Origin of the sequence: Kitasatospora herbaricolor, assembly GCF_030813695.1 — a bacterium.
Classification (GTDB): Bacteria; Actinomycetota; Actinomycetes; order Streptomycetales; family Streptomycetaceae; genus Kitasatospora; species Kitasatospora herbaricolor.
In genome coordinates this window covers 948,152-960,552 of the sequence record NZ_JAUSVA010000002.1, presented here as the reverse complement: position 1 = coordinate 960,552, position 12,401 = coordinate 948,152, and the positions used below count along the sequence as shown (strand labels likewise).

Here is a 12,401-nt window from a genome sequence, read left to right as displayed (position 1 = left end):
CCCTGCGTGCTCACCTGGCCGTCACCGTTCCGTGCTGGACGGCCGCGTCGGCCGTCTCCTCCGGGGCCAGCGGCAGGTCGGCCAGGACGGCGAAGCCGCCCTCCGGACGTGGTCCGGTCCGCAGGGTGCCGCCGTGCAGGGCGACGCGCTCGCGCATGCCGATCAGGCCGTACCCGCTCCTGCCGCCGGCCGGCACCGCCTCCTGCGGTGCGGCGCCGCCCGTGCCCGCCGTGCCCCCGTCGTCGCGCACCTCGACGGTGACCCGGTCCGGACCGTACGTCAGGGTGACGGTCGCGCGGGCGGGCCCGGCGTGCTTGCGGGCATTGGTGAGAGCCTCCTGGACGATCCGGAAGACGGTCAGGCCGACGGTGGGCGGCAGCGGGCGGCGGGGCCCGTGGACGCCGAGGTCGGTCGGCAGGCCGGCCACCCGGGACTCGTCCACCAGCCGGCCGAGGTCCTCGGCCCCGGGCTGGGGCGAGGGCGGGGCGGTGTCCGGTTCGTCGCCGGCCCGCAGGACGTCCAGGAGCTGGCGCATCTCCCGCAGGGCCATCCGCCCGGAGGACTCCAGGGTGACCAGGGCGTCCCGGACCACCTCCGGGTGGGCGAGGTTGGCCCGGGCGCCGCCGGCCATCAGCTGCATGGTGGTGATGTGGTGCGCCACGATGTCATGCAACTCCCTTGCGATGCGGCGGCGTTCGTCGGCCACCGCGCGGTCGGCCAGCAGTTTGCGGTTGGCCGCGACCTCCCGCTGCCAGCGCGCCACGGCGAGGCCGGCGCCGGCCACGAGCAGGGTGGAGCAGGAGGCGCTGGCGAGCGCCTGCCAGGAGGGGACGCGCAGGTGGCTCTGGCTCAGAGCGGTCAGCACCGTCGTCGCCGCCGCGGCGGCCGCCGTCACCCGGGCGGGGCGGGCCCGGGCGACCGAGTACAGGCTGACCATCAGGACGGCGCCGAAGTGGGTGCTCGCCGGTGTGGACAGGTCGATCGCGGCCTCCACGGCCAGGACCACGGCGAGCGCCGGCCCCGGGTGGCGGCGCCGGACGAGCAGCGGCAGGGCCGACAGTGCGACGAGGAGCAGGCCCGGCGGGGTCACCCGGCGTACCCCGTCCATCTCGCTGAAGAGCAGGTAGTTGAGCAGGTCGAGCGTGCAGGCGCCGGCGGCCACCAGCGCGTCGGTGTGGGTCCACGGCGCGCCGTCGGTCTCCGGCGGCGCGTCCGCCACCGCCACCCCGCCGGTCCCCGGGCTCCCGCTCGCCCGGTGTGCCGGGTGCGCCGGGTCCGCCCCGAGTGCCGCGTCCAGCGTGGGGCGCTGATGACCGCCCATGTCCGTTCCCCCTCCGTGCCCGGCCCGCGCCGCGCCCAACCGATGAGCCCTGACGAGCCCCGATGAGCCCGATCAGGGCCCGATGAGACCCTGAACAGGCTTTGAACAGGCCCGACGACCCCATTCTGGCATCGGCCCACCCCGCCCCGGCATGGTCCCCACGGCCGATCACGGGGGCCGGACCAGGACCACGGTCCCGGGTCCGGGCCCGGCCGAGGAGCAGGGCCCCCGGTGCGGATCGTCCGTCGCGGGGACGTCCGCGACCCGCCCCGGGTGATGGTCTGGAACCCGGCCGGGAACCCCCGGAGCCGAGACCGACCTTGCGGACGCTCGCGTCCACCGCCGGAGGAAATCTTGATCCGCGCACTGACCGGATACTCCACCAGGAACCCGTGGAAGGTGATCACCCTCTGGGTGGTGCTGGGAATCTCCCTGGCCCTGCTGAGCCCGATGCTGCTCGACCGCGTCACCCAGTCCCAGACCGGGGACTTCCTGCCCAAGAGCTACGACTCGGCCGCCGCGCTGCGGATCGCCGAGGAGAACTTCGGGATGAACCCCGACGCCACCACGGTCACGGTGCTGGTCGCCAGGACCGACGGCCAGGCGCTCACCGCCGCCGACCAGCAGCGGGTCGAGGCCGAGGGGGCGAAGCTCGCCCAGCGCCGGGTCGTCATGCCCAGGAAGGACGACGCGCCGGCCTTCCTCGTCCCCGACCGGTCCCAGACCCCCCGGGTCGCCCCGGCCATGGTGGCGCCCGACCGCGGCTTCGAACTGCTCTCCGTCGAACTGACCGGCAGCGCCGCGGACGAGGGCGTCCAGGGCGTCTACCGGGCGTTCCGGGACGCCACCCGAGCCCAGTTCGCCGACGCCGGGATGCGCACCGGGTTCACCGGGGGACTGGCCGACGCCGTGGACACCGCCGACTCCCACCGCACCGCCGCGAAGGTCGGCAGCGCGCTCGTCATGGGGCTGATCGTCCTGCTGAACGTGCTGGTGTTCCGCAGCGTGGCGGCGGCCCTGCTGCCGCTGCTCGCCGTCGCCATGATCGGCAGTGTGGCCGGCGGAGCCGTGGCCGTCGCCGCGACGCTGACCGGCCTCAAGCTCGACGCCGGCACCCCCGGGCTGGTCTCCGTGGTCCTGCTCGGCATCGGCGTCGACTACCTGCTCTTCCTGCTCTTCCGCTTCCGCGAGCACCTGCGGGCCCGGCCCGAGCAGCCCGCCCGCGAAGCCGCCACCCAGGTGACCGCCCGGGTGGGCACCGCGATCACCTCGGCCGCGCTGACCATCGTCGCCGCCTTCGCCACCCTCGGCGTGGCCAGCTTCGGCCAGTTCCGCTCCCTCGGCCCGGCCATCGCCGTCGCCGTCCTGGTCATGCTGCTGGGCAGCCTCACCATGATGCCCGCCCTGCTCGCCGCCTGCGGCCGCGGCATGTTCTGGCCCTCCCGCAGCCTGCGCCGCCAGCCGGGCGAGGGCTTCGCCGCCCGCTTCGGCACGCTCGTCGCCCGGCGGCCGCTGCCGATGCTGTTCGCCGCCCTCGCCCTGCTCGGCGCGCTGGCCGCCGGGATGACCGGGATCCGGATGGACTACGGCCTCGGCGGCGCCGACGCCCGGACCCCGGCCGCCGCCACCGCCGCCGAGATCTCCCGCACCCTGCCGGCCGGCGTCTCCGACCCGACGAGCGTCTACGTCGTCACCACGGACGGCACCACCCTCACCCCCGACCGGCTCGACGGCCTCGCCCACGCCCTCACCCAGGTCGAGGGCGTCGGCAAGACGGGCGGCACCGTCCTCAACGGGGACCGCCGCGCAGCCCGGATCGACCTCTACCTCACCGCAGACCCGCAGAGCCGACGCGCCCGTGACCTGGCCTCCGGCCCCGTCCGCGCCGCGGTCGCCGCCCACACACCCGCCGGGACCAGCGCCCACGTGGGCGGCACGGCGGCGATCTTCGCCGACATCTCCACCGCCGTCGACCACGACCTGGCGGTCGTCTTCCCGGTCGCGGCCGCCCTGATCGCCCTGATCCTGCTGCTGCTCCTGCGCAGCCTGCTCGCCCCGGTGGTCCTGATGCTCTCGGTCGGGCTCGGCTTCGCCGCCACCCTCGGCGCCGCGACCCTGCTGTTCCAGCACGGGCTGGGCGAACCGGGCGTCAGCTTCACCCTCCCGCTGGTGCTGTTCCTGTTCGTCGTGGCGCTGGGCACCGACTACAACATCCTCATCACCGACCGGATCCGCGAAGAGATGCAGCGCCCCGGCCCGCCCCGCGCCGCCGTCGCCCGCGCCGTACGGCACACCACGCCCGCCATCGCCACGGCCGGCCTGGTCCTGGCCGGATCCTTCGCGACCCTCGCCGCCACCCCGGGCAGTGAACAAGTCGCCTTCGCGCTGACGCTCGGCATCCTGCTCTCCGCGGTCGTCCTGTCCCTGGTCCTGGTGCCCGCCGTCGCCGCCCTGCTCGGCCGCGCCCTCTGGTGGCCGCTGCGCCAGGCCCGCCACGACCACCGGGCCGAGCCGGTCCCGGAGCCGTACCGCGTCCCGGTGCCCTGACCGGCGAGCAGTTGGTACTCCAGCACGACTTCGATGTCTTGCCTGCTCAGAGGTTGTGCGCGGTGACTGCGGCGGCCTGATGCCCCATCAGGGGGCGGTCTTCATGAGACCGCCCCTCGATCGCGTGCAGCCGACGTTGCGAGCCGGGCACTTGCAGCAGCCGTCGGGCCGGTAACCCCGCACCTTCGTGCACGCCGACCAGGCGGTGCTGCCGGGCGGAGCCGTGCGGCTCACCTGCACGTGGAGCTGACCGCTCCCGACCTGCGGAGAAACGAGTCGCCATCTGGGTGTTCGTCAGGCAGACTGCGGGATTCGACCTGAACACCCGTCCACGGCCCGATCCACCCGAAGGACCACCGCATGACCGAAGCCGTCAAGTCCGGCACCCAGCAGGCCGCCGGGGATCCGGCCGCTGTGAACCCCTGGGCGCCGCCCGGGTCCGGGTCCGGGCCCACCCCGGCGCCGGCTGCGCCTGCAGGTCCAGCTCCAACTCCAGCGGCGGAGGGCATACCGGAACCGGTTCCGGCCGCAGCTCCGGCCCAGGTCCCGGCGGCGGTGCCGGGGCCGGACATGAACGCGGGGGCGGGCACCGGCGTGCCGTACTGGCCGTTCCTGCAGCCCGCGCCGCAGCCCCGGAACGGGCTCGGCGTGGCGGCCATGACGCTCGGGATCGTCGGTGCCGTCCTCGGACTGTTGATCGTCTTCTTCTGGCTCGCCTGGCTCCCGGCGCTGCTGGCCGTCATCCTCGGCGCCATCGCGCTGAGTCACGTCCGCAAGGGCCTGGCGACCAACCGCGGCATCGCCCTCACGGGCGTGATCCTCGGTGCCGTCGGGCTCCTCGCCTCGGTCACCGGCGGGGTACTCGTCGTGGTGCAGGTGCACAACGTCAGGGAGGAGCAGCGTTCCGCGACGGCTGCTGCCGACGCCGAAGCGGAACGGCAGCGCGACAAGGTGGCGCGGCAACGCGAGGAGGTGGCGCGGCAGCTCGAACAGTTCGAGGCCGAGAAGCAGAAGCGGGCCGCGGACGAGCAGGCCCGAAGGCTGTCGTTCGGCGGGTCCTACACGTACGGGGAGACCGGGCTGAAGATCAGCCTGGCGGCTCCGCAACCGTTCGTCCCGGACAGGTCCGTGTCCAAGGCCCCCGAGAACGCGAAGGTCGTCGTTCTCGCCGTCACCGTGGTCAACACCGGTTCGACGCCGCTGTCGCTGACCGGCTCGCAGTTGCTCTTCGTCAAGGACGCCAACGACAAGTTGCTCTTCCCCCTGGTCGACATCTCGGGCCGGATCACCAGGATCCCCGCCTCCCTCGACCCCGGCCAGTCGGTCACCGCCCAGGAGGTGTACGCCCTGCCCAACGGCTCGACGGACACCATCTCGGTCCGGTTCGACCACGGCGACGGCTCGAAGCGCCGCGACGTCGTCTGGACCGGCTCTCCCGGCTGACCCGGCTGACCCGTCTGCCCTCTTGCGGGGCCCGGTTCGGTGCGGGGACGCGGCGCGTGGTTCACCCAGGCGGGGAACAAGTCGTACCGGAAGGAGCCTCGTCCGGCCGGAGCCCGGGGTGGATTGCTGAGCGGCCCGCACCGCACGGGGTGGTTCTCGGGGCCACGGCCGAGCGGACCGGGTCCTTCAGGGTCCGATGGGCGCTCGGGCCAAGCCTCGCCGGTTGCCGTCGGTCAGGTGCCGTGGCCGGACACGTTTGTCAGGAGTCTGCCGAAGAGTTCGGGTTGCTCCTCGGCGATGGTACGGGCCTGGTCCACCAGCGGGCGGTGTGCGGGCGGGTAGTGGTCGGTGTTCAGGGGGAAGACGTCCTGGAGGCGATGCCGGAGGTCGTTGTCCCCGCAGTGGACGAAGGCCTCTGCCGCCGCCACCCACAGGCCGGGCCAGAGGTCGGCGATCTGGTCGTTGGTGCGCCAGGTCGGCTGTCGCTGGTCCTGCAGCAGCAGGGTCTGGGCCTGTGCGCCGGTGAGGGTCCCCTGACGGATGGCCGCGACGATCTCGTCGCGACGGTCGGTGGGCTGCCACATGCCGACCCAGTGAGCCGCCGAGCAGGCGTTGATTCTTGTTCGCCAACCGCCCTGCCCGGCCTGGGCTATGAGGTGGGTCAGGACGGGGCGGCGGCCGAGCGCCGCGACCACGGGGAAGACCAGCTGGCTGGAGGCGTTGTCGTCCAGGACGAGCAGTGCCAGTACGTCGTCGGCCAACCGGGCGGTCAGGGCCGGGTCGGCCTTCAACGCGCGGCCCAGGTACATGCGGGCCGCCCCCACCCCTGGGTGGGGCTGCTGTCCGTCGGCGCCGGACAGCAGCGGCAGTTCGGGGCGACCGGGCAGGGCACGGTCCAGGAGATCGTCGAGCAACTGCTGCAGCGGGCCGGAGTCCAACAACAGGTCCTTTCCCGTGGATCCTCGTTTCCCGGCCACAGGCTACCGGCACCGGGAAGTCCGAGGGCGGGCAGGACCGGCCCTGCCCTGGGCCTGCTCGGGCACCCTCGCGAACGACCACAGGGTACCGGGGCCACCAGGCTGCGTCGGTGACTCTTCAGCTTCCCCGCTCTCTGACTCCCGAGACCGCGCGCATCCTGCATCGCATGCTCGGCGCTGAGATCTCGGCGGGGATGCGCGAGCGGGAGCTGGACGTGGTGGAGGCGCGGTACGGGTTCCGGTTCGCGGCCGATCTCACCGACTACCTCCGCACCGAGTTCGCGGGCCTGCCCGCCGCACTCGACACCGCCCGCGCCGCCGTCCCTTCTGGTCCTACGTGCGCGGGAAGAACAGCGACACCGTGCGGCCGGCCACCTGCACGACACCGCACGACCCCTACGCCCGCACCGCCCAGGAGGCGCCCACCGACCTACAGAGACGGTTGGCCGTCGGCGGGTATCGGCAGCCGCTGCACCGGGCCGTGGTGTCAGGCGCGAGGAGGACAGGGAACAGGCGGATGCCCTCTTCGCCGACCGGGAGCCGGACCCGAGCGGAACCTCGGGCGAGCGGGCCGGTCCGCCACCTTTCGGGCTTTCGGGCTGCGGCGCGTCGCGGGAGGCGCGGCGACGTGGACGACCGGGGTCAGGCGGGGAGGCCGATGCGGCGTTCGCCGTTGCGGCGTTGCTGGATGACGACGGCGACGACGAGGAGGGCGCCCTGGGCGACGTTCTGCCAGAAGGCGTTGATGCCCTGGACGGTGAGGCCGTTCTCGAGGGCGCCGAGGAGGGCGACGGCGAGGAGGGTGCCGCCGATGCCGCCCTTGCCGCCCTTGAGGGCGGCGCCGCCGAGGGCTGCGGCGGTGATGGCCTTGAGTTCGAGGCCTTCGCTGCCGGAGGTGGGCTGGCCGGAGCCGGTGCGGGCGGTGAGGAGGATGCCGGCGAGGGCGGCGACGACGCCGATGAGGGCGTAGACGGCGACGAGGTACTTGTTGATGTTGATGCCGGCGAGGCGGGCGGCGGTGTCGTTGCCGCCGATGGCGTAGATGTTGCGGCCGATGTCGGTGTACTTGAGGAGGAGGTGGACGGCGAGGGCGACGACGATGAGGATCCAGACCATGACGGGCAGGCCGGCGATCTTGCCGCGGCCGAGGAAGACGAAGACGTCGTTGTTGAGGACGTAGCCCTGGGCGCGGCCGTCGGAGATGAGCTGGGCGAGGCCCTTGTAGGCGGCGAGGCCGGCGAGGGTGGCGATGGTGGGGTTGACGCGGCCGTAGACGATGATGACGCCGTTGAGGATGCCGACGAGCAGGCCGACGCCGACGGCGGCGGCGATGCCGGCGAGGGCGTTGGAGCCGGTGGTGGTGAAGGCCATGGCGCTGACGACGGAGGCGACGCCGGCCTGGGAGCCGACGGAGATGTCGAGGCCGCCGCAGATGATGACGGCGGTCTGGACGACGGCGAGCAGGCCGGTGATGGTGGCGGCCTCGGCGATGACCTGCATGTTGGGGACGCTGAGGTAGTTGTCGTTCAGCACGCCGAACAGGCCCAGGACCAGCACCAGCGCGCCGATCAGGCTGAGGTTCTGGCCGCCCAGCGAGGCCAGCGGGGAACGCTTGCGGGCGGGCTTGGTGGCGCGCCGGTCGGCCGTCGCGGTGGTCATGAGGAGGCTCCGGGGGCGGTGTCGGCGGTGGTACCGGTGTCGGCGGTGGTGTAGGTGGTCGGGGCGGGGGTGCTGCCGGGTGCGGGTCGGCGGTCGGCGGGGCTGAGGTCGTCGGCCATGGCGAGGTGCAGGATGGCCTCCTCGGTGGCTTCGGCTCGGTCGAGTTCGCCGGTGATCCGGCCGTTCTGCATCACGACGACGCGGTCGGCCAGGCCGAGGACCTCGGGGAGTTCGGAGGAGATCACCAGCAGGGCGACGCCCTCCTTCGCCAGGTCGGCGATGATCTGGTAGATCTCGATCTTGGCGCCGATGTCGATGCCGCGGGTGGGCTCGTCCAGGATCAGCAGTTTGGGCTTGCGGGCCAGCCAGCGGGCGAGCACGACCTTCTGCTGGTTGCCGCCGGAGAGCTTGCGGACTTCGTGCTCGATCGAGGGGGTGCGCACCCGCAGCCGGTCGGTGTACTCCTGCGCGAGCTGCCGCTCGGCGCCGCGGCGCACGAACCGCAGCCGGCGCAGCCGCTCCAGGACGACCAGGGAGGTGTTGTCGCGGATGGTGCGGTGCAGCAGCAGGGCCTGGGCCTTGCGCTCCTCGGGGGCCAGGCCGATGCCCGCGGCGATGGCGGCGCCGGGGCGGCCGGTGCGCAGAGGGCGGCCGTCCATGGTGATCGTCCCGCTGTGGACGGGCTGATCGCCGGCGAGTGCGAGGGCGAGCTCGGACCGTCCGGCGCCGATCAGGCCGGCCAGGGCGACCACCTCGCCGGCCCGCACGGTGAGGTCGATGTCGCGGACGGCGTCGGTGGTGACCCCCCGGACGTCCAGGACGACGCGGTCGGTGGCGACGTCCTGGCGGGTGAACAGGGTGGACAGGTCGCGGCCGACCATCAGGCGGACGACGTCGGCCTCGTGCGCGCTCCCGGCGTCCAGCACTCCGGCGAGCGTGCCGTCGCGCAGCACCGCGATCCGGTCGGCGAGCTGGGAGATCTCCTTCATCCGGTGCGAGACGTAGATGACGGCGATGCCCTGGTCGCGGAGGTTGTTGATCAGTGCGAAGAGGGCGTCGACCTCGGTGTCGGAGAGCGAGGAGGTGGGTTCGTCGAAGGCGATCACCCGGGCGTTGCCGGTGAGGGCGCGCAGGATCTCGACGATCTGGCGCTGCGCGGGGGTGAGGTCGGAGCCGAGCAGGTCGGGGGAGACGACCTTGTCGAAGCCGAACCGTTCCAGGTCGGCGGTGATCCGGCGGTCGAGTTCGACGCGGTCCAGGCGGCGGCCGGCCTTGCGGGGCAGGGAGCCGGCGTAGACGTTCTCGGCGACCGAGACGTGCGGGATGATCTCCGGTTCCTGCGGGATGATCCGGATGCCGGCGCCCCGGGCCTCGGCGGGGGAGGCGAGCGCGGTGCGCCGGCCGTCGACGAGCAGGTGGCCCTCGGTGGGCTGGTGGTCGCCGGTGAGGATCTTCAGCAGGGTGGACTTGCCGGCGCCGTTCTCCCCCATCAGCGCGGTGACCTGGCCGGCCGGGAACTCCAGGGACACCCCGCCGAGGGCCTGGACGGCGCCGAAGCGCTTGACGATGCCCTCGATGGCGATCACCGGGCCGGCTGCGGTCGGGGGAGGGAACACCGGGGATTCGGTGCCGGGGCTGGTCATCGAGGGCCTCGCAAACGATGGGCCGATCGGCGCCGTGAGCCGATCCGACGGGTGGGTGAGGGCGCCGGCGCGGTCGGGTGGGGGACGTCCGCGCCGGCGCGACCGGGGGTCGCCGGCTCAGCTGCAGCTGACGCCGGAGGCCTTCCAGTTGGAGGCGTCGACCATCTTGGTCGGCGCGAACGCCTCCTTCGGGAAGTCCTTGCCGTTCTTGAGCTTGTCGTACATGGTCTGGACGGCCAGCGCGCCGACGTCGCTGCCGTTGATGAACAGCGCGGCCTTCATGCCGGAGGGCTTGCCCGAGTTCCAGTTCTTGCAGGCCAGGTAGGCGCCGAGGCCGACCCCGATCACGTCGTCGGCCTTGAAGCCGGCGTTCTCCAGCGCGGTGACGCCGCCCTGGACGTTCTCGTCGTTGCAGCCCCAGACCACCCAGTGCTTGACGCCCGCGTTCGCGGTGACCGTGGCGGCGATCTTGTCCTGGGCGCCGGTCGGGGTGTTGTCGGTGGCCACGTCGATGTTCTGGACATTGGCGCCAGCTCCGGCGAAGAAGGCGTTCTTCGCGGCCTTCACCCGGTCGGTGCAGACCGTGACGTCCTGCTTCCAGGCGGAGATGGTGCGGGTCTCGGCGGGGTTCCAGCCGGCCTTCTTGAACTCCTCGGCCGCCCGCTTGCCGACCTCGCCGCCCATCTGCTCGCCGCTGAAGCCGATCCGGGGGACGAGCGTGTCGGAGGTGCAGACCGCCGGGTCGGGGCCGGTGGTGCAGATCTGGTCGTCGGAGGTGAGCAGCGCGACCTTGGCGTCCTTGGCGGTCTGGACGACCTGCGGGCCGACGGCCGGGTCCGGCACGACCACGATCAGGCCGTTGGACTTCTGGGCGATCGCGGACTTGGCCTCGCTGACGGTCTTGTTGGCGTCGGTGCCGAGGTTGACGACCTTGAGGTCCACTCCCAGCTCCGCGGCCTTGGCCTTCGCGCCCGCCGCCTCGCCGACGAAGTACTCCTGGTCCCCCTGCTTCTGCAGGTAGGTCATCGAGATCTTCCCGTCGACCTTCGCCACGTCGCCGCTGCCGCCGGGCTCCTGGCCGGTCGAACACGCGGTGAGGCCGAGGGCTGCCACCAGGCCCAGCGCCATGACTGCGGCCGGTCTGCGGTTACGTGCAGTGAACATGTGCATCCCCTTGCATGGACGGGCCGGGGGTGGCCGACCCGATGAGGCATGGCTGCGCGGAGCTCGCGGGGGCCGGCCCGAGGAGGGGGACGGTAGCGGCTGCGCTCGCTGCTTCGATCAAAAGTAAACGTGATCCAACGCGATGAACCACAGGAAAACAGCTGTTTCCGGCAGGCGTCAACCAGGTGAATGGCACCAATCGGATCGAGACCCGGCCGTTATGCGGCAGCCGTCCAACAGAGACACCGGGGCCTTGCCAGATGGGATTCCGCCTGTAGTCGCGGGGAGAGGGCGGCCGGGCTTCGCCGGCCCGCCCGGTTGCAGGCCGCTCGGGATCCGGTGGACGACTCCGAGGCGTCTGATGGAAGCCTCAATGGGTAAGTGGTGGAAGCATAAACATTTTCCACCACGCTGGGTGTGCTTCCCAATACGGCGATCAAGAACAATCAGATTCACTGTTGTCCGGACATCAGCTGCGCTACTTTGGGCGCCGGTGGTACATGCCGCACGGTCGTCGTGGCCGTGCGCCCGACGTCGCCGGGATGGAGGGACAGCCGTGGCCGATCAGGGACTGCTGGCGCAGCAGCGCAGGTCGCTCATCCTGGAGCAGGTGCGCAGGGACGGCGCCGTCAAGGTCGCCGAGCTGGTGGACCAGTTCGGCGTGTCCGACATGACCGTCCGTAGGGATCTCGACGTGCTGGCCCGCGGTGGCGGGGTGGAGAAGGTGCACGGAGGGGCGATCGCCGTCGGGGCGAGCACGGACGAGCCGGGATTCGAGGCCAAGTCCACCCGTGAGTCGGCGGCCAAGGCCGCCGTCGCGTCGGCCGCCGCCGACCTGGTCGAGCCCGGCAGCGTGGTCGCCGTCTCGGCGGGGACGACCGCCTTCGCGGTGGCCTCCCGCCTGCTCGGGATCCCCCGGCTGACCGTGGTGACCAACTCCCTCCCCGTCGGGGACCTGCTGCGGACGGCGGCCCGTGAGCTGGGCGACGCCGCCCCCGCGCTGCTGCTGACCGGCGGCAGCCCGACCCGCTCGGCCGCGCTGGTCGGGCCGCTGGCCGACCAGGCGATCCGGTCCCTGCACGTGGACCTGCTGATCCTGGGCACCCACGGGGTGTCCGAGCAGTCGGGGCTCACCACGCCGAACATGGGCGAGGCCGAGACCAATCGCGCGCTGGTGGCGGCAGCGCGTCGGGTGATGGTGGTCGCGGACCACACCAAGTGGGGTGTGACGGCGCTGAGCAGCTTCGCCGGACTCGCGGAGGTCGGCACCTTCGTCACCGACGACGGCCTGCCGGAGGAGGCCCGGTCGGTGCTCGCCGAGTCGGTGGGCGCGCTCGTGGTGGCGCCCCTGTCCGGCGCCGGGCGCTGACCGCCGAACGCGCCGGCTCCCGTCCGCCTCTCCGTCCGTCCTGCCCTGATCGGCCACGCCCTGGCCTGCTGTCTGCCCTGCCCTGCCCTGATCGGTCACGCCCTGATCGGCCAGGCCCTGCCGACCCGCCGGCCGAGGGTGCTAAGACCCCTCCTGCCCAAGTGAGTTGAACCCGCCGAGGGTGGCGTCGAGCGCCGCCGGGCCGGCCCGTGCCGCTGCGCGGGACGCCGGGTGCTCCCCGTCCCCGACGCGGCCGCGCCCACTCTATTGACGCAGCG

General features: G+C 72.7%; 8 protein-coding genes. 3 read left to right on the top strand and 5 right to left on the bottom strand.

What is annotated here, in order from left to right:
- Positions 1 to 10: 10 nt before the first annotated feature.
- On the bottom strand, positions 11 to 1,321 hold the full coding sequence (locus tag J2S46_RS04620) for a sensor histidine kinase (protein ID WP_191293840.1): 1,311 nt from the start codon (positions 1,319 to 1,321) through the stop codon (positions 11 to 13).
- Between the two features lie 354 nt (positions 1,322 to 1,675).
- Between J2S46_RS04620 and J2S46_RS04615 the strand changes: the two genes are divergently transcribed.
- Positions 1,676 to 3,868 (top strand): MMPL family transporter, encoded by a 2,193-nt coding sequence (locus J2S46_RS04615; protein WP_191293841.1) that lies wholly within the window; start codon positions 1,676 to 1,678, stop codon positions 3,866 to 3,868.
- 570 nt (positions 3,869 to 4,438) lie between these two features.
- On the top strand, positions 4,439 to 5,311 hold the full coding sequence (locus J2S46_RS04610) for a DUF4190 domain-containing protein (protein WP_191293842.1): 873 nt from the start codon (positions 4,439 to 4,441) through the stop codon (positions 5,309 to 5,311).
- Between the two features lie 233 nt (positions 5,312 to 5,544).
- Here the strand turns inward: J2S46_RS04610 and J2S46_RS04605 are convergent, their stop codons facing one another.
- The 4 genes from J2S46_RS04605 to J2S46_RS04590 all read right to left on the bottom strand — a co-directional run bounded on the left by J2S46_RS04605 (position 5,545) and on the right by J2S46_RS04590 (position 10,754).
- Positions 5,545 to 6,249 carry a hypothetical protein gene (locus tag J2S46_RS04605; protein ID WP_191293843.1) on the bottom strand — a complete coding sequence of 235 codons (705 nt, stop codon included), beginning with the start codon at positions 6,247 to 6,249 and terminating at the stop codon, positions 5,545 to 5,547.
- Positions 6,250 to 6,930: 681 nt separating this feature from the next.
- Positions 6,931 to 7,947, bottom strand: coding sequence for an ABC transporter permease (locus J2S46_RS04600; RefSeq protein ID WP_307348773.1), 1,017 nt, complete (start codon positions 7,945 to 7,947; stop codon positions 6,931 to 6,933).
- Positions 7,944 to 9,563: a sugar ABC transporter ATP-binding protein gene (locus J2S46_RS04595; RefSeq protein WP_307348771.1), complete on the bottom strand. Its 1,620-nt coding sequence runs from the start codon at positions 9,561 to 9,563 to the stop codon at positions 7,944 to 7,946. Before J2S46_RS04595 ends, J2S46_RS04600 begins: the two co-directional genes overlap by 4 nt.
- A gap of 144 nt (positions 9,564 to 9,707) precedes the next feature.
- Entirely contained in the window at positions 9,708 to 10,754 is a 1,047-nt protein-coding gene (locus J2S46_RS04590; RefSeq protein ID WP_191294013.1) for a substrate-binding domain-containing protein, read from the bottom strand.
- 556 nt (positions 10,755 to 11,310) lie between these two features.
- On the opposite strand from J2S46_RS04590, the gene J2S46_RS04585 reads away from it, so the two are divergent.
- Complete coding sequence (locus tag J2S46_RS04585; protein ID WP_229913320.1) at positions 11,311 to 12,123, top strand: DeoR/GlpR family DNA-binding transcription regulator; 813 nt, start codon at positions 11,311 to 11,313, stop codon at positions 12,121 to 12,123.
- Positions 12,124 to 12,401 lie beyond the last annotated feature (278 nt).